Genomic DNA, 17,248 nt, shown 5'->3' with positions numbered 1-17,248 from the left:
GGGGATGGTGGAGGGCGTTCGCCGTGCGGGGCGAGAGGTCAGCGGGACGCGGACGGGGCCGGCCGCACCGGCCAGACCAGCAGCCTCACCGAGGTGTCGTCGGGGGCGGATTCCTCGTCCAGGCACGCGCCGGTGCGCAGGTCGAACGCCTGTTTGTACATCGGCGAGAAGACCACCGGTACGTCGCCGCGACTGCCGGTGATGCCGCGGGAGATGACGTGGGCGTCGCTGAAGGGGTCGTAGTTCTGGACGGCGTAGAGGCCGCCCCGGCGGTCCCGGAAGAGCGCGACCTGTTCACCGTGCAGGAGTACGGCCACGCCCCGGCCGGGGAGCAGATCGTCGTACCGGCAGACGGTGTGCCACACGCCCTCGTGGGCGAGCTGGATCTCGTCGGCGGGCATCAGGCGCGCACCTCCCGGCGCGGTCCGGCGACGCGGACCGGGCGGATCTGGCCACGCTCGGGGGTGAAGCGCACGGCGGGATCGGGGACGCCGGGTGCGTTGACGAACGAGACGAAGCGGCGCAGCCGTCCGGGGTCGGCGAGGGTGGCGGCCCATTCGTCCTCGTATGCGGCCGTATGGCGGCACATCAGTTCGTCCAGCTCGTCGCAGATGCCGAGGGAGTCGTTCATGATGACGTCCCGCAGATGGTCCAGGCCGCCGTCGAGCCGCGCCACCCAGGGGGCGGTGCGCTCCAGCCGGTCGGCGGTGCGGATGTAGAACATCAGGAAGCGGTCGATGGTGCGGATCAGCGTGGCGCGGTCCAGATCGGCGGCGATCAGGGCGGCGTGCCGCGGGGTCATGCCGCCGTTGCCGCCGACGTAGAGGTTCCAGCCCTCGGCGGTGGCGATCACCCCGAAGTCCTTGCTCCGCGCCTCGGCGCACTCGCGGGCGCAGCCGGAGACGGCCGCCTTGATCTTGTGCGGGGAGCGCAGGCCGCGGTAGCGCAGCTCCAGTTCGACGGCGAGGCCGACGGAGTCCTGCACGCCGTAGCGGCACCAGGTCTCCCCCACGCACGACTTCACGGTGCGCAGCGCCTTGCCGTAGGCGTGGCCCGACTCGAAGCCCGCGTCGACCAGGCGGCGCCAGATACGCGGCAGGTCGTCGACGCGGGCGCCGAACATGTCGATGCGCTGACCGCCGGTGATCTTGGTGTAGAGGCCGAAGTCGCGGGCGATCTCACCGATGGTGATCAGCCCGTCGGGGGTGATCTCGCCGCCGGGGATGCGCGGGACCACCGAATACGAGCCGCCGCGCTGGATGTTGGCGAGGAAGTGGTCGTTGGTGTCCTGGAGCGCGGCCTGTTCGCCGTCGAGGATGTGGCCGTTCGCGAGGCCGGCGAGGATCGAGGCGACCGCCGGCTTGCAGATCTGGCAGCCCTCGCCGCTGCCGTGCTCGTCGATCAGCCGGGAGAAGCCGGTGATCCCCTTGACCCGGATGATCTCGTACAGTTCGGCGCGGGTGTGCGTGAAGTGCTCACACAGACCGCGCGGGGCGGCGACGCCCCGGTCGGCCAGTTCGTCGGCGACGAGGGTGCCGAGCAGCTTCTCGCAACTGCCGCAGCCGGTACCGGCCTTGGTGCACCGCTTCACCTCGGGCACCGAGGTGTTGCCGTCGGCGACCGCCCGGCGGACGGCGGCCTTGCTGACGTTGTGGCAGGAACAGACGATCGCCTCGTCGGGCAGCGGGGCCGGGCCCGCGCCGGCCCGGTCCGGCAGCAGCAGCCGCTCGGGCGGTACGGCGAGCGGGGCACCGGTGAGCAGCGGGCGCAGGGTGGCGTAGTCGTCGGTGTCCCCGACGAGGACGCCGCCGAGGAGCCGGCCGTCGGCGCCGACGACCAGCTTCTTGTAGACCCCGGCACGGCTGTCGGCGTACACCACGTCGAGGGCGCCCTCGGTGGTGCCGTGCGCGTCACCGAAGCTGGCGACGTCGACGCCGAGCAGCTTGAGCTTGGTCGAGGTGTCAGCTCCCTTGAACTCTCCTTCTTCTGCGATAAGTTGCCGGGCGGCGGTCTCGGCCATGGCGTAGCCGGGGGCGACCAGTCCGTAGACCCGGCCGTCGGCGGCCTGGGCGCATTCGCCGATGGCCCAGATGTGCGGGTCGGCGGTGCGGCAGGAGGCGTCCACGACGATGCCGCCGCGGGCGCCGACCGGCAGGCCGCACGCCCGCGCGAGCTGGTCGCGCGGGCGCACGCCGGCGGAGAAGACGACCAGGTCGACATCGAGTTCGGTGCCGTCGGACAGGAGCATGGACCGCACCCGGCCGTCGGGTCCCGCGGAGATCGCCTCCGTGCCGGCGCCGGTATGGACGGTGACGCCCAGCTCCTCGATCTTGCGGCGCAGCAGCAGCCCGCCGGCCTCGTCGACCTGGAGCGCCATCAACCGCGGCGCGAACTCGACGACATGGGTGTGCAGCCCCGACGCGCGCAGCGCGCCGGCCGCTTCCAGGCCGAGCAGCCCGCCACCGACCACCGCGCCGGTGCGCGCCCGAGCCGCCCCCGCCTTGATCGCGGCGAGGTCGTCCAGGGTGCGGTAGACATGGCAGCCGCCGAGGTCGTGGCCGGGCACCGGCGGTACGAAGGGGTAGGAGCCGGTGGCGAGCACGAGGGCGTCGTAGCGAAGGGTGCGCCCGGCCGCCGTGGTGAGCGTCCGGCGCTCGCGGTCGATGGCGGCGGCCGGCTCGCCGAGGCGCAGCTCGATGCCGTGCTCGGCGATGAACTCCGTTGCGCACAGGGACAGTTCGTCTTCCGTCGTGCCGGAGAACCATGAGGTGAGGTGGACCCGATCGTAGGCGGGGCGGGGCTCCTCGGCGAGGACGGTCACCCGCCAGCCGGGGCGGGGTCGTTCGTGGAACGCCTCCAGGAAGCGCTGGCCGACCATGCCGTGGCCGACGAGGACCAGATCGCGCCGGGGTGCGGTCGGGGTGTGCATCAGGCGGCTCCTTCGGTGGTGAGCAGGTGGAGCGGGTCGCCGGGGAGCGCTTCGTCGCGCTCGTAGGCGTGGGTGAGGTCGCCGACCGTCGCGAGGTCGCCGAGGAGGATGCCGCCGACGAGCCGGTCGCCGCGCAGCACGAGCTTCTTGTACGAGCCGTACGGCCCCCGGGTGGCATCGGCGATGCGCAGCACATCGGTGCCGTCCGTCTCGCCGGTCTCGCCGAACGCCGCGTACTCCAGCGGGCCCGCGGTCAGCCGGACCAGCGGCCGCGATCCGCGGTAGACGGTCTTCGGAGCGGTGCCGCAGAGCCGCGCGGCGAGGACGTCGGCCTGGTCCCAGGCGGGACCGGCGAGGCCGTACGTGATGCCGGCGTGCTCGGCGCAGTCGCCGATCGCGAAGACGTGCGGGGCGGAGGCGGCGAGCCGGTCGTCCACCACGACACCGTTGCGCACCGCGATCCCGGCGGCGCGGGCGAGCCCGGTGCGGGGGCGTGCCCCGCAGGCGAGGACCACCAGATCGGCGTCGAGCAGGTAGCCGGTGGCGAGGCGGACGCCGGTGACCCGAGGGTCGCCGTCGAGGGCGCGGGCGCGGTTTCCGGGGTAGGTGTGCACGCCCAGTTCTTCGAGGGCTCCGCGCAGCGCGTCGCCCGCTCCCTCATCGAGGTGGCGTTCGATCAAGTAGGGTCCCTGGTGGACGATCTCGGTGGGCAGGCCGACCGCGGCGAGCGCCCGTGCGGCGCTCACCCCGAGCACCCCGCCACCGATCACCACCGCGCGGGTGGCCCGCGTCGCGTCCTCGGCGAGCCGCGCGCAGTCGGCGAGGCTCCGGAAGGCGTGGACCCCGGCCTTCAGCCCGCCGTCGGCGGTGCGCAGTCCCCGGACCGGCGGCAGCACCGGGTTCGCCCCGGTCGCGAGCACCAGCTCGTCGTAGCCGCTCTCCTCGCCGCCCGCCGGCGTCAGCGTGCGGGACCGGACGTCCACCGCGACGACCTCGCACCCGGTGCGCACGGCGGTCTGCGGCGCGCCGCACGGCAGCCCGACGGCGGCGGCGTCGAGGCGGCCGGTGAGCACATCGGCGAGGAGTGTGCGGTTGTACGGGCGGTGCGGCTCGGCACCGTACAGCGTGACGTCGTCCCCCCGCCCCCGCTCGACGAGTTGCTGCGCCAGACGGGCCGCCGCCATCCCGGCGCCCACGACGGCGATCCGCCCGCTCACCGGTCGTCCCCCGCGCGTTCGACCCTGACCGCGCACACCTTGAACTCCGGCATTCGCGAGACCGGGTCGAGGGCGGGGTGGGTGAGGGAGTTGGCGCGGCCGAGCCCCGGCCAGTGGAAGGGCATGAAGACGGTGTCGGGGCGGATGCCCGCAGTGATGCGCGCCGGTGCGGTGGCGCGGCCCCGGCGGGTGGTCAGGGTGAGCCGGTCGCCGTCCACGACACCGAGCCGCTCGGCGAGGCGGGGGTGCAGCTCCACGAACGGCCCGGGGGCGGCCCGCGCCAGCTCCGGCACCCGCCGGGTCTGGGCGCCGCTCTGGTACTGGGCGAGCACCCGGCCGGTCGTCAGCCACAGCGGATAGTCCGCGTCCGGTTGCTCCGCGGCCGGCCGGTGCGAGACGGCCGCGAACCGGGCCCGTCCGTCCGGTGTGGCGAAGCGGTCGAGGAACGGCCGGGGCGTGCCTGGGTGGTCCTCGGCCGGGCAGGGCCAGAAGACGCCGTCCTCGGCGCGGACCCGCTCGTAGGTGATGCCCGCGTAGTCGGCGGGGCCGCCCGCCGAAGCCGCGCGCAACTCCTCGAATACCTCCCGCGGATCCTCGGAGAATCCGCGCCGCACGCCGAGCCGGGCGGCCAGTTCGCGCAGCACGTACAGGTCGGTGCGCACGCCCTCGGGCGGGGCGAGCGCCGCCTCGCGCAGCAGCACGCGGCCCTCCAGGTTGGTCACCGTGCCGGTCTCCTCCGCCCACTGGGCGACCGGCAGGACGACGTCGGCCAGCTCGGCGGTCTCCGAGAGCACCACATCGCTGACGGCGAGGAAGTCCAGCTCCTTCAGCCGGGCGGTGACATGGGCCGCGTGTGGCGCCGAGACCACCGGGTTGGAGCCCATCAGCAGCAGGGCGCGCACCCCGTCGGGCTGCCCGAGTCCGTCGAGCAACTCGTAGGCCGAGCGGCCGGGTCCGGGCAGGGTGTCCGGGTCGACGCCCCACACGGCGGCGACATGGGCGCGGGCGGCGGGGTCGGTGAGGGACCGGTAGCCGGGCAACTGGTCGGATTTCTGGCCGTGTTCGCGCCCTCCCTGACCGTTGCCCTGCCCGGTGAGGCAGCCGAGGCCGGAACCGGGGCGGCCCGCCTTGCCGGTGGCCAGGCACAGATCGATCCAGGCGGCCACGGTGTCGGTGCCCTTGCTGTGCTGCTCGGCCCCGCGCGCGGTGAGTACGATGCCGGTGCTCGCCCGCGCGAACCGGCCGGCCACCTCGCGCAGCACCGGCACCGGGACGCCGGTCAGCCGCTCGACCCGCTCCGGCCAGTGCGCCATGGCGGCCGCCCTCACCTGCTCGAACCCGGTGGTGCGGGCGGCGATGAACGCCTCGTCGAGCAGCCCGTCGGCGATCACCAGGTGCAACAGGCCCAGCGCGAGGGCCAGATCGGTGCCGGGCACCGGCCGCACATGCAGATCGGCGAGCTCGGCGGTGCGGGTGCGGCGCGGGTCGACGACGATCAGCCGACCGCCGTTCTCCCGGAGCTCGCGCAGATGGCGGACCGCCGGCGGCATCGTCTCGGCCGGGTTGCCGCCGACCAGCAGCACGCACTCGGCACGGGCCACGTCGGCGAGCGGGAACGGCAGTCCGCGGTCCAGACCGAAGGCGGCCTTGAGTGCCGCGGCCGCCGAGGACATGCAGAAACGGCCGTTGTAGTCGATGTTCGCGGTGCGCAGCACCACCCGGGCGAACTTGCCCAGCAGATACGCCTTCTCATTGGTGAGCCCGCCCCCGCCGAACACCCCGACCGCGTCCCGGCCGTGCCGCCGCCCGGCGTCCGCGAGCCCCGCGGCCACCCGGTCGAGCGCCTCTTCCCAGGACGCCTCGCGCAAAGTGCCGGCGTCCCGCACCAGTGGCGCCGTCAGCCGCGCGCCGGGTGCGAGCGGCCCGGCCGCGGTACGCCCCTTGCCGCACAGCGCACCCCGGTTGACCGGGAACCCCGGCCGCTCCAGCACCTGGACCGGCGCGCCGTCCGGACCGTCCGCGGGCACCAGCCGCATGCCGCACTGCAACGCGCAGTACGGGCAGTGGGTGTCCACGGCCGTGATGGTGGTCGTCGTCATGCCGTGAGCGTCACCGGCGCGCGTTTCGCCACCGGGTCGCCCGTGTTGCGCCCACGGCACGGCCCCCTCACACCGCCGGTGGTACGGGGTGACGTCCCCGACATCTTCCGTAACGCGGGGGGCCGACCGCTTACGCCGCCGTGACGCGCGGGCAACCGGCCCGCAACGCGTCGGGCTGACCTTGAGGGGCATGGCAACGGGCATCCACACAGGCACCACGGCGGCGCGGCGAGCCGGTCCGCTGACCGGATTCGCGGTCGGAGTGACCGCCACGCGCCGCCGCGAGGAGCTCACCGCGCTGCTGGAGCGGCGCGGCGCACGGGTGGTCGAGGCGCCGCTGATGCGCATCGTGCCGCTCGGCGACGACACCGCGCTGCGGGAGGCCACCGAACGCTGCCTCGCCGGGCCGCTCGACTACGTCATCGCCACCACCGGCGTGGGCTGGCGCTGCTGGATGAGCGCCGCCGACGACTGGGGCACCGGCGGGCGGCTGGCCGCCGCCTGCCGGGCGGCGGTGGTGCTCACCCGCGGACCCAAGGCCACCGGCGCGGTGCGGGCGAGCGGTCTGGACGAGGCGTTCTCGCCGCGTTCCGAGGCCAATGACGAGCTGCTCACCTGGCTGCTCGCCCGGCCGCTCGACGGCCGCCGGATCGCCGTGCAGGAGCACGGAGTGCCGCTGGACGGCTTCGCCGCCGCGCTGCGCGAACGCGGCGCCGAGGTGATCGAGGTGCCGGTCTACCGCTGGGGCCCGCCGGACGACCCGGAGGCGGTGCGCCGCCTCGTCGAACTGACCGTCCGGCGTGAGCTGCATGCTCTGTCCTTCACCAGCGCGCAGGCCATCGAGGCGCTGCTGGCCTGCGCGGACGGCTTCGACCGGCGCGCCGAGGTGCTCGCCGCCCTCGGCCGCGACGTACTCGCGGTGTGCGTGGGGCCGGTGTGCGCGCGGCCGCTGCTCGAACTCGGCATCGAGCCGGTGTGCCCGGAGCGCGGCCGGCTCGGGGCGCTGGTGCGCACGCTCGCCGAGGCGCTGCCGGCCAGGATGCGCCGGGAACTGGAGTACGAGGGGCGGCTGGTGGTGCTCCAGGGGAGCGCGGTGCTCACCGACGACGCCCAGGTCACGCTGCCGCCGGTGCTCGCCGCGCTGCTGCGGGCCCTCGCCGACCGACCGGGCCATGTGCTCAGCCGCGCCGAGCTGCTGCGCCGCGTCTGGCTCGCGGACCGTGCCGACGAACACGCGGTGGAGGCCGCGATCGCCCGCCTCCGCACCGCCCTCGGACCCCATTCGGGGCTGGTGCGCACGGTGTCCAAGCGGGGGTACCGGTTGGCGGTGGCGGCTTGAGCACCGTACGAGCCGGGCCGCGGTGATGGGCTGGGCGCCGCCCGAGCCCACCGGCGATGACAGCAGGGCACGACACGGCGCGAACGGCGGAAAGGACCTGAACACCCCACGGGCCGAACGGCGCCGGCGCCCCGAGCACCGCATGCGCGGAACGGCGGTGCCGGCCCGGACACCGCGCGAGCCGAACGGCGGTGACGACCTGAGCGCCGCACGAGCCGACTGGCGATGGGGGCCTGGGCGCCCCCGCGAGCCGGACGGCGGTGACGGTCCGGGCACCGCGGACGTCAGCCGGCGGCGCCGACCGGGCGCCGCCCCGAACACGCGGCGAAACCGGCCGGGACACCAGCCGGTCGGCGTGCGTCCGGCACGACGGAACCGCCCGCGTCACACGCGAGCGGCGGACGAGCGAAAGGAGAAGGCCCATGAGCGACAGCCCGGTCCTGGTCGCCGTCGGCCATGGCAGCAGAGGCCCGGAGCACGAGGAGACGATCGGTCGGCTCGTCGACGTCGTACGGCGGTCGCGGCCGGGGCTGCGCGTGGAGACGGGGTGGCTCGACCTGGTGCGTCCGCCGCTCGCCGAGGTGCTGGCGGGGCTCGACGCCCCCGCGGTCCTGGTTCCCCTGCTGCTCGGCACCGGCTACCACGTGCGCGTCGACATCCCCGCCGTGGTCGCGGCCGCGCCGGGGGTGACGGCCCGGGTGGCCCGCGCCCTCGGCCCGCACCCACTGCTCGCCGACGCCCTGTGCGACCGGCTGGCGGAAGCGGGCTGGGCACCGGGGAACGCCGTGGTGCTGGCGGCGGCGGGATCGACGGATCCGGGTGCCGACGCGGACACCGTGCGGATGGCCCGGCTGCTGGCGCGGCGGCTCTGCACCCCCGTGGTGCCGTCGTATCTGTGTGCCGGCTCGCCCACCCCCGCCGAGGCGGTGGCCGGACTGCGGCGGCGCGGCCACGGCAGGGTCGCGGTGGCCCGCTACCTGATGGCGCCCGGCTTCTTCGGCGGCCGGGCCGCCGCGGCGGGCGGCTGTGTCACCGCGCCGCCGCTCGGCGCGCACGAGTCGGTCGCCCGGCTCGTGCTGCGCCGATACGACGACGCGGTGCGCGAGGCCGCGGCAGCCGTGCCGTCGTGGCCTCGCGCACCGCGCCGAACCGCTACTTCGTGAGCTCGGACAGCTCCCGGTCGCCGCCGGCGTTCACCCGGCGCCGGACGCCGAACCAGCCCGCGACGAGCATGACGGCGATCACCGGGATGAGCAGCAGGGTCTTGCGGCCGACCTCGTGGTCGTCCCACATCATGCCGAGGCAGACCAGCAGGAAGGCGATCGTGGCGATCTCGGTGACCGGGGAGAACTTCAGCTGGAAGTGCGGCCGGGTCACCAGGCCCGCGCGGGCGCGGCGGACGAAGATCATGTGGCAGATCATGATGATCACCCAGGTGCTGATGATCCCCAGCGAGGCGACGTTCAGCACGATCTCGAATGCCTGGCTGGGCACGAGGTAGTTCAGGCCGACGCCGAGGACGCAGATGCCGCAGGTCAGCAGGATGCCGCCGTAGGGCACCTGGCTGCGGCTCATCACCCGGGTGAACTTGGGCGCGGAGCCCGACATCGCCATGGAGCGCAGGATGCGGCCGGTGGAGTAGAGGCCGGAGTTCAGCGAGGACATGGCGGCGGTGAGGACCACGAGGTTCATCACGTCGCCGGCCGCGGGGATGCCGATCTTGGACAGGACCGTCACGAAGGGGCTCTGGTCGGCGGTGTACACCGAGCCGGGCAGCAGCAGCGCGAGCAGGACGACCGAGCCGACGTAGAACAGGCCCACTCGCCACATGATCGAGTTCACCGCGCGCGGGACGATCTTCTCCGGCTGCTCGGTCTCGCCGGCGGCGACGCCGACCAGCTCCAGGGCCGCGTAGGCGAAGATGACGCCCTGCATCACGAGGACGACCGGCATCATGCCGTGCGGGAAGACGCCGCCGTGGTCGCTGATGAGCTTCATGCCCGGCGTGTAGCCGTCGACGTGGTGCTGGGTGGCCAGCAGGAAGATGCCGACGAACATGAAGGCCACCAGCGTGGCGACCTTGATGATCGCGAACCAGAACTCCATCTCGCCGAAGATCTTCACCGAGATCAGGTTCACGGCGAGCACCACGGCGAGCGCGATCAGCGCCAGCACCCACTGCGGGATGGGCGTGAAGAAGCTCCAGTAGTGCGTGTAGAGCGCGATCGCGGTGATGTCGGCGATACCGGTGGTCGACCAGTTCAGGAAGTACATCCAGCCGGCGACGTAGGCGCCCTTCTCGCCGAGGAACTCACGCGCGTACGAGACGAAGGACCCGGACGAGGGCCGGTACAGGACCAGCTCGCCCAGGGCGCGCACGACGAAGAACGCGAAGATGCCGCAGACCAGGTAGGCCAGGGCGAGCGCGGGGCCCGCGTCGTGCAGGCGTCCGCCGGCGCCGAGGAACAAGCCGGTTCCGATGGCGCCGCCGATGGCGATCATGTTGACGTGGCGGGCCTTGAGGTCCTTGCTGTAACCGGCGTCGCCCGCGTCGGCGGGCGTCTGCGCCGCCTGTGCAGGGGCGGCCTGTGCCGATTCCACGGCTTGCTTGCTCACGGGTGGTACCACTTCCTGGTGCGCCCGGACCTGAGCCCGGGGGTCGTGCAGGGCTTGGCCCGCACCACCCGATGAGTCGCGGCACAGACCAAGCCAGCAGCTTCCCAGACGCATCGCGCATTACGCGGTGGCCTACGTCACACAGCGTTACTTCTCACACGATCTTCCCAGCGTCCACATGATGTCCATCACGGCGTGTACACGACGACACGACGGGTTTCACAGTAGTGGTGTGACAGCGATACTGCTGCACATGACGACCGATGCCGGGGAGATGAGCCTGACCGTCGACGAACTGGCCGCACGGGCGGGGGTGACGGTGCGGACCGTGCGCTTCTACGGGAGCAAGGGGCTGCTGCCGCCACCGGCGATCGGGCCGCGGCGGGTGGGTCGGTACGGGGCGGAGCACCTGGCCCGGCTGGCGCTGATCGAGGAGTTGCAGCGCCAGGGGATGACACTCGCGGCGATCGAGCGGTACCTGGCTCAGCTGCCGTCCGATCTGTCCGCCCACGACCTGGCCATCCACCGCGCCGTGGTCGCCTCCTGGGCGCCGGACTCCGTGGAGACGCTCCCGCGCGCCGAGCTGGAGCGGCGCGCGGGACGGGTGCTGGCCGACGAGGAGTTGGAACGGCTCACGGCGGCCGGGGTGCTGATCGCGGACGCCGAGACCGGCGCCGGCGGGGAGGACCGCTTCCGGGTCGACACCGGCCTGCTGCGGCTCGGGCTCGAACTGCTGGACGTGCCGTTGTCGCGGGGCACGATCCTCGCGGCGCGCGAGGTGCTCATGGAGCACTCGCGCGCCGCGGCCCGTGAGCTCGCCCGGCTCTTCCGCGGCGAGGTGGCCGAGCGGGACACCCGCGACGTGCGGGACCTGTCCGCGCACATCCACCCGCTGGTGGTGCAGGCGCTGCTGACCACCTTCCAGCGTTCGCTGCGCGAAGAGCTGAGCGAGCTGCTCAGCGGCGAGGGGCCGTCAGGCGGCTGAGTCCGTGAAGCGCTCGCCCCGGTCCGCCTTCTCCACCAGCAGCGCCGGCGGCTCGAACCGCTCGCCGTAGGCCTCGGCGAGTTCCCGGGCGCGGGCCACGAAGCCGGGCAGGCCGCCCTCGTAACCGTTGATGTACTGGAGCACACCGCCGGTCCACGCCGGGAAGCCGATGCCCAGGATGGAGCCGACGTTGGCGTCGGCGACGGAGGTCAGCACGCCCTCCTCCACCAGGCGCACGGTGTCCAGCGCCTCGGAGAAGAGCATCCGCTCCCGCATGTCCTCGAACGGGATCTCGTGCCCGGCCTTGGTGAAGTGCTCGCGCAGGCCCGGCCAGAGCCCGGCGCGCTTGCCGTCCTGCGCGTAGTCGTAGAAGCCTGCGCCGCCGCTGCGGCCGGGGCGCCCGAACTCGTCGACCATGCGGTCGATGACGCTGTCGGCCGGGTGCGCCGTCCAGGTGCCGCCGGCCTCCTCGACCGCCCGCTTCGTCTCGTTGCGGATCTTCCGGGGGAGGGTGAGGGTCAGCTCGTCCATCAGGGAGAGCACCTTGGCCGGGTAGCCGGCCTGGGCGGCGGCCTGCTCGATGGAGGCGGGCTCGATGCCCTCGCCGACCATGGCGACGCCCTCGTTGATGAACTGGCCGATCACCCGGGAGGTGAAGAAGCCGCGCGAGTCGTTGACGACGATCGGCGTCTTGTTGATCTGCCGGACCAGGTCGAAGGCGCGGGCGAGGGCCTCGTCGCCGGTGCGCTCGCCCTTGATGATCTCGACCAGCGGCATCTTGTCGACCGGCGAGAAGAAGTGCAGGCCGATGAAGTCGCCCTGGCGCTCGACGCCCTCGGCGAGGCCGGTGATGGGCAGGGTGGAGGTGTTGGAGCACAGCAGCGCGTCGGGCGCGACCACGGACTCGATCTCCTGGAAGACCTTGTGCTTGAGCGCGGTGTCCTCGAAGACGGCCTCGATCACCGCGTCGCAGCCGGCGACGTCGGCGGCGTCCCCGGTGGGCGTGATCCGGGCGAGCAGCGCGTCCGCCTTCTCCTGCGTGGTGCGGCCCCGGGAGACGGCCTTGGCGCACAGCTTCTCGGAGTAGCCCTTGCCCTTGAGCGCGGCCTCCAGCGAGACGTCCTTGAGGACGACCTCGATGCCCGCACGGGCGCACGAGTAGGCGATGCCCGCGCCCATCATGCCCGCGCCGAGCACGGCCACCTTGCGGACCTCCCGGGGCTCGACGCCCTTGGGGCGGTTGGCACCGGAGTTGACCGCCTGGATGTCGAAGAAGAACGCCTGGATCATGTTCTTCGCGGTCTGCCCGGTGACCAGCTCGGTGAAGTAGCGGGTCTCGATGGTGCTGGCGTTCTCGAAGTCGACCTGGGAGCCCTCGACCGCCGCGGCCATGATGTTGCGCGGCGCCGGGTAGGGCGCGCCGTTCGTCTGCTTGCGCAGGCTGGCCGGGAAGGCGGGCAGGTTGGCGGCGAACTTCGGGTTGGCCGGGGTGCCGCCCGGGATCCGGTAGCCCGGGACGTCCCAGGGCTGCTGGGACTCGGGGTGCTCGTCGATGAAGGCGCGGGCCTTGGCCAGCATCTCCTCCGGCGTCTCGGCCACCTCGTGGACCAGCCCGTTCTCCAGGGCGCGCCGCGGGTTGTACTGGGTGCCCTGGAGCAGCAGCTTGAGCAGCGCGTCGGTGATGCCCATCAGGCGCACCGTACGGGTGACACCGCCGCCCGCGGGCAGCAGGCCGAGGGTGACCTCGGGAAGACCGATCTTGGAGCCGGGGGCGTCCAGGGCGATGCGGTGGTGGGAGGCGAGCGCGATCTCGTAACCGCCGCCCAGGGCGGCGCCGTTGATGGCGGCGACGACAGGCTTGCCGAGGGTCTCGATGCGGCGCAGCGCGTTCTTGATCGCGGTCGCGGTGTCGAAGACGGCCTGGGCGTCACCGGGGCCGGCCTGGATCATCTCCTTGAGGTCACCGCCCGCGAAGAAGGTCTTCTTGGCGGAGGTGTAGATGATGCCCCGGATGGAGTCCTTCTCGGCCACGGCGCGGTCCGCGATCGCCTCGATGGACGCCTTGAAGGCCTGGTTCATCGTGTTCGCGGACTGGTCGGGGTCGTCCAGGACCAGGGTGACGACACCGGTGTCGTCCTGCTCCCAGCGGATGGTGGTGCTCTCGGTCATGACAGTCGTCTCCGTTGAAGTCGCTTGGTTCCGCTGGGAGTTCAGATGCGCTCGATGATGGTGGCGATGCCCATGCCGCCGCCCACGCACAGGGTGGCGAGGCCGTAGCGCTTGTCCTGGCGCTCCAGTTCGTCGATGAGGGTGCCGAGGATCATGGCACCGGTGGCGCCGAGCGGGTGGCCGAGGGCGATGGCGCCGCCGTTGACGTTGACCTTGTCCAGCGACAGGCCCATCTCCTGGACGAAGCGCAGCACGACGGCGGCGAACGCCTCGTTGATCTCGACCAGGTCGATGTCGTCGATGGTGAGGCCGGCCTTGGCGAGGGCCTTGCGGGTGGCGGGCGCGGGGCCGGTGAGCATGATGGTGGGCTCGGAGCCGGAGACGGCGGCCGAGACGATCCGCGCGCGCGGGGTGAGGCCGTAGCGCTCGCCGACCTCCTTGGAGCCGATCGCGACGAGCGAGGCGCCGTCCACGATGCCGGAGGAGTTGCCCGCGTGGTGGACGTGGTCGATCTTCTCCACCCAGTGGTACTTCTGGAGCGCCACGGCGTCGAACCCGCCGAGTTCGCCGATGTCGGCGAAGGACGGCTTGAGCTTGGCCAGGGTGTCCGCGGTGGTGCCGGGGCGCGGGTGCTCGTCGCGGTCGAGGACGACCAGCCCCGCGCGGTCCTTGACCGGGACCACGGAGCGGGCGAAGCGACCCTCCTTCCAGGCGTTGACGGCGCGCTCCTGGGACAGCGCCGCGAACTCGTCCACGTCCCGGCGGGTGAAGCCGCCGATGGTGGCGATGAGGTCGGCGCCGATGCCCTGCGGCACGAAGTTGACGTCGAGGTTGGTCATCGGGTCGTTGAACCAGGCGCCGCCGTCGGAGGCCATCGGGACCCGGGACATCGACTCCACGCCGCCCGCGAGGACCATGTCCTCCCAGCCGGAGCGGACCTTGGCCGCGGCCAGGTTGACGGCTTCGAGGCCCGAGGCGCAGAAGCGGTTCTCCTGCACGCCCGCGACGGTGTCCGGCAGCCCGGCGGCGATCGCGGCGATGCGGGCGATGTCCGAGCCCTGGTCGCCGACGGGGCCGACGACGCCGAGCACGATGTCGTCGATGGCGGCAGGGTCGAGGCCCGGGAAGCGGTCCCGGATCTCGTGGATGAGGCCGACGACCAGGTCGATGGGCTTGGTGCCGTGCAGGGCGCCGTTCGCCTTGCCGCGGCCGCGCGGGGTGCGGATCGCGTCGTACACGTACGCTTCGGTGCTCACTGGGATGCCTTTCGGGAGGGTCGGCCGGGCGGTTCGGCCCGCGGCGGATGGGTCGGGGGCTCAGTCGGCGGCCGGGGTCGGCCGGGCGTCGCCGGTGAGCGCGGGTATGTCCCAGTCCCGGGCCACGGCCTCGGTGTCGGCGCCGGGCAGCGCGGGTCCGGTGCGGACGGCGGTGGGGGTGGCGGAGAAACGGGGTGCGGGGGCGGGCTGGGTGATGCCGCCGTGGTCGGTGAAGGTGCCGCGGGCGGCCAGGTGCGGGTGGTGCGGGGCCTCGCGCAGCGACAGCACGGGGGCCACGCAGGCGTCGGAGTCCGCGAACAGGGCGGTCCACTCCTCGCGGCCGCGCTCCCGGAAGCGCGCCGCGATCGCCGCGCGCAGTTCCGGCCACCGGGTGAGGTCGGCGCGGGCGCCCTGGAGGTCGTCCAGGCCGAGCAGGCGCAGGAACTCGGCCGAGAACCGCTCCTCCAGGGCGCCGACCGCCATGTATCCGCCGTCGGCGGTCTCGTAGGTGCCGTAGCAGGGGCAGCCGCCGTCCAGGAGGTTGGTGCCCCGCCGGTCCTGCCAGGCGCCGGCGGACAGCATGCCGTGGATCATCGCGGACAGATGGGCGGTGCCGTCCACGATGGCGGCGTCCACGACCTGGCCGGTGCCGGTGGCACGCGCGTGGTGCAGGGCGGCGAGGACGCCGACGACCAGGTAGAGCGAGCCGCCCGCGTAGTCCCCGAGGAGGTTGGCGGGCACGGCCGGGGGGCTGCCGGGGTGGCCGATCATGCCGAGGGCGCCGGTGAGCGCGATGTAGGACACGTCGTGGCCCGCGCGATCGGCGAGGGGGCCGTCCTGGCCCCAGCCGGTCATCCGGCCGTAGACCAGACGGGGGTTGCGGGCGTGGCAGTCGGCGGGGCCGACGCCGAGCCGCTCGGCGACGCCCGGCCGGTAGCCCTCGACGAGGACGTCGGCGCGCTCGGCGAGGTCCAGGACGCGGGCGGCGCCGTCCGGGGACTTGAGGTCGACCACGATCGAGCGCTTGTTGCGGTTGGTGATGTCGTGGGCGGGGTCGATGCCGAGGCCGGGGCCGCCGGGGCGGTCCACCCGGACCACGTCGGCGCCGAGGTCGGCGAGCAGCATGGCGGCGAACGGGCCCGGCCCGATGCCGGCCAGCTCCACCACGCGCACGCCGCCGAGCGGTCCCCGCTCCGCTGGTGCCGCCGTGCTCATGCCGACCCCCAAGCGTGTGACACAACTGATGTAACACCGGTGATGCTATGAACGCGTTCCATCTGGCACAAGACCTGAACGAGCAAGCGCTTAGCCAAGTGCCCATCCGGCTGAAAATCACCCGGCCGCCTCCGGCACGCTCTCCTCACGCTAGCCTCGGCCACCGACAGCGGCGCGGGCTGCGCGACCGAGGGGTGTCATGAGCAGGCGAGGTGGGTCATGAACGGGCTGGATCGTCCCTACGACGTGGTGCTCTACGGGGCGACGGGGTTCGTCGGCGCCCTGACGGCGCAGTACCTGGCGGCGCACGCGCCGAAGGGCCTGCGCTGGGCGATCGCCGGGCGCGACGAGGTGAAGCTGCGGCGGCTGCGGGACCGGCTGCCCGCGGCCGCGGACATCGGCGTGCTGCGCGCCGACACGTCCCGGCCGGCCGGGCTGCGCGACCTCGCCGAGCGGGCCCGGGTGGTGGCCACGACCGTGGGGCCGTACCTCCACCACGGCGAGCAACTGGTCGCGGCCTGCGCGGACGCCGGGACGGACTATCTGGACCTCACCGGCGAGCCGGAGTTCGTGGACCTGATGTACGTACGGCACGACGCCCGCGCCCGGGAGACCGGCGCGCGCCTGGTGCACGCGTGCGGGTTCGACTCCGTTCCGCACGACCTGGGCGTGTACTTCACGGTGCGGCGGCTGCCGGAGGGTGTGCCGCTGCGGGTGGACGGCTATGTGACGGTCGACGCGGCGTTCTCCGGCGGCACCCTGGCCTCGGCGCTCGGCCAGCTCGCCCGTGGGCGCGCGATGCTGGCTGCCGCCCGCGACCGGGCCCGGCACGAGCCGCGACTGCACGGGCGCCGGGTCGGCGCGCCGACCGGGGCGCCGCGGTTCGCCCGCGAGGTCGGCGCGTGGGCGCTGCCGCTGCCCACCATCGACCCGCGGATCGTGAGCCGTTCGGCGCGGGCCCTCGACCGGTACGGACCCGACTTCCGTTACCGGCACTTCGCGGCGGTCCGTCATCTGCCGGTCGCGCTCGGCGGGGCCGCGGCGGTCACCGCCGCGGCGGCCGCCGCCCAGCTGCCGGCCGTGCGCCACTGGATGTCCGACCGGCTCGGTCCCGGCGAGGGGCCCAGCGCGGAGAAGCGGGCCAGGAGCTGGTTCAGGGTCCGTTTCGTCGGCGAGGGCGGCGGCCGGCGCGTCTACACGGAGGTCGCGGGCGGCGACCCCGGGTACGACGAGACCGCCAAGATGTTCGCCGAGGCCGCGCTCTGCCTGGCCCTCGACGATCTCCCGAAGACATCCGGCCAGGTGACGACGGCCCAGGCGATGGGCGACGCCCTGACGGAGCGGCTGCGAACGGCCGGGATCACCTTCCGGGTGGCGGCCGAGCGGTGACCGGGATCGTCCGGTGCGCGCCCGCCTCGCGCGG

At 73.5% G+C, this 17,248-nt stretch carries 12 protein-coding genes; 4 read left to right on the top strand and 8 right to left on the bottom strand.

Going from position 1 to position 17,248, the window contains the following annotated elements:
* Nucleotides 1–38 precede the first annotated feature (38 nt).
* The 4 genes from nirD to VT52_RS23765 are packed head-to-tail and all read right to left on the bottom strand — an operon-like array spanning nt 39 to nt 6,245.
* Nucleotides 39–401, bottom strand: coding sequence for a nitrite reductase small subunit NirD (nirD, locus tag VT52_RS23780; protein WP_046422862.1), 363 nt, complete (start codon nt 399–401; stop codon nt 39–41).
* Complete coding sequence (gene nirB / locus VT52_RS23775; RefSeq protein WP_046422859.1) at nt 401–2,929, bottom strand: nitrite reductase large subunit NirB; 2,529 nt, start codon at nt 2,927–2,929, stop codon at nt 401–403. Before nirB ends, nirD begins: the two co-directional genes overlap by 1 nt.
* The gene (locus VT52_RS23770) at nt 2,929–4,146 is read right to left on the bottom strand and encodes an NAD(P)/FAD-dependent oxidoreductase (protein ID WP_079175218.1); all 1,218 of its coding nucleotides are present in this window, start codon (nt 4,144–4,146) and stop codon (nt 2,929–2,931) included. Before VT52_RS23770 ends, nirB begins: the two co-directional genes overlap by 1 nt.
* Nucleotides 4,143–6,245: a molybdopterin oxidoreductase family protein gene (locus VT52_RS23765; protein ID WP_071387635.1), complete on the bottom strand. Its 2,103-nt coding sequence runs from the start codon at nt 6,243–6,245 to the stop codon at nt 4,143–4,145. The genes VT52_RS23770 and VT52_RS23765 overlap by 4 nt, the downstream gene beginning before the upstream one ends.
* Nucleotides 6,246–6,435: 190 nt before the next feature.
* On the opposite strand from VT52_RS23765, the gene VT52_RS23760 reads away from it, so the two are divergent.
* Nucleotides 6,436–7,584, top strand: coding sequence for a uroporphyrinogen-III synthase (locus tag VT52_RS23760; protein WP_046422855.1), 1,149 nt, complete (start codon nt 6,436–6,438; stop codon nt 7,582–7,584).
* Between the two features lie 422 nt (nt 7,585–8,006).
* Complete coding sequence (locus VT52_RS23755; RefSeq protein WP_046422853.1) at nt 8,007–8,747, top strand: sirohydrochlorin chelatase; 741 nt, start codon at nt 8,007–8,009, stop codon at nt 8,745–8,747.
* On the opposite strand, the gene VT52_RS23750 is transcribed toward VT52_RS23755, so the two are convergent.
* Nucleotides 8,737–10,200 (bottom strand): amino acid permease, encoded by a 1,464-nt coding sequence (locus VT52_RS23750; RefSeq protein WP_046422851.1) that lies wholly within the window; start codon nt 10,198–10,200, stop codon nt 8,737–8,739. The genes VT52_RS23755 and VT52_RS23750 overlap by 11 nt on opposite strands.
* A gap of 253 nt (nt 10,201–10,453) precedes the next feature.
* Here VT52_RS23750 and VT52_RS23745 point away from each other — a divergent pair, with 253 nt between their 5' ends.
* Nucleotides 10,454–11,185: a MerR family transcriptional regulator gene (locus tag VT52_RS23745; RefSeq protein WP_046422849.1), complete on the top strand. Its 732-nt coding sequence runs from the start codon at nt 10,454–10,456 to the stop codon at nt 11,183–11,185.
* Here VT52_RS23745 and VT52_RS23740 read toward each other — a convergent pair.
* From VT52_RS23740 to VT52_RS23730, 3 genes are read right to left on the bottom strand one after another with little or no spacing between them, the layout of a single operon-like run.
* Complete coding sequence (locus tag VT52_RS23740) at nt 11,174–13,354, bottom strand: 3-hydroxyacyl-CoA dehydrogenase NAD-binding domain-containing protein (protein ID WP_046422847.1); 2,181 nt, start codon at nt 13,352–13,354, stop codon at nt 11,174–11,176. The two genes, VT52_RS23745 and VT52_RS23740, sit on opposite strands and share 12 nt — an antisense overlap.
* Nucleotides 13,355–13,395: 41 nt before the next feature.
* Nucleotides 13,396–14,610, bottom strand: a complete 1,215-nt coding sequence (locus tag VT52_RS23735) for an acetyl-CoA C-acetyltransferase (RefSeq protein ID WP_046422845.1) — start codon at nt 14,608–14,610, stop codon at nt 13,396–13,398.
* A 60-nt stretch (nt 14,611–14,670) separates the two neighbouring features.
* Nucleotides 14,671–15,825 carry a CaiB/BaiF CoA transferase family protein gene (locus tag VT52_RS23730; RefSeq protein WP_046422842.1) on the bottom strand — a complete coding sequence of 385 codons (1,155 nt, stop codon included), beginning with the start codon at nt 15,823–15,825 and terminating at the stop codon, nt 14,671–14,673.
* A 219-nt stretch (nt 15,826–16,044) separates the two neighbouring features.
* Between VT52_RS23730 and VT52_RS23725 the strand changes: the two genes are divergently transcribed.
* A complete protein-coding gene (locus VT52_RS23725) occupies nt 16,045–17,214 on the top strand; it encodes a saccharopine dehydrogenase family protein (RefSeq protein ID WP_046422839.1) in 1,170 nt (389 codons plus the stop codon).
* Nucleotides 17,215–17,248: the final 34 nt, after the last annotated feature.

Origin of the sequence: Streptomyces malaysiense (genome assembly GCF_000980885.2) — a bacterium.
Classification (GTDB): Bacteria; Actinomycetota; Actinomycetes; order Streptomycetales; family Streptomycetaceae; genus Streptomyces; species Streptomyces malaysiense.
The sequence above is the reverse complement of the archived record's forward strand: the minus strand, read 5'-3'. Positions and strand labels throughout refer to the sequence as shown.

What these genes read in the sequence shown, in the direction of transcription:
- VT52_RS23740 (WP_046422847.1), bottom strand. Translation starts at nt 13,354, where the DNA reads ATGACCGAGAGCACCACCATCCGCTGGGAGCAGGACGACACCGGTGTC.
- nirD (WP_046422862.1), bottom strand. Translation starts at nt 401, where the DNA reads ATGCCCGCCGACGAGATCCAGCTCGCCCACGAGGGCGTGTGGCACACC.
- nirB (WP_046422859.1), bottom strand. Translation starts at nt 2,929, where the DNA reads ATGCACACCCCGACCGCACCCCGGCGCGATCTGGTCCTCGTCGGCCAC.
- VT52_RS23730 (WP_046422842.1), bottom strand. Translation starts at nt 15,825, where the DNA reads ATGAGCACGGCGGCACCAGCGGAGCGGGGACCGCTCGGCGGCGTGCGC.
- VT52_RS23755 (WP_046422853.1), top strand. Translation starts at nt 8,007, where the DNA reads ATGAGCGACAGCCCGGTCCTGGTCGCCGTCGGCCATGGCAGCAGAGGC.
- VT52_RS23760 (WP_046422855.1), top strand. Translation starts at nt 6,436, where the DNA reads ATGGCAACGGGCATCCACACAGGCACCACGGCGGCGCGGCGAGCCGGT.
- VT52_RS23725 (WP_046422839.1), top strand. Translation starts at nt 16,045, where the DNA reads ATGAACGGGCTGGATCGTCCCTACGACGTGGTGCTCTACGGGGCGACG.
- VT52_RS23745 (WP_046422849.1), top strand. Translation starts at nt 10,454, where the DNA reads ATGACGACCGATGCCGGGGAGATGAGCCTGACCGTCGACGAACTGGCC.
- VT52_RS23765 (WP_071387635.1), bottom strand. Translation starts at nt 6,245, where the DNA reads ATGACGACGACCACCATCACGGCCGTGGACACCCACTGCCCGTACTGC.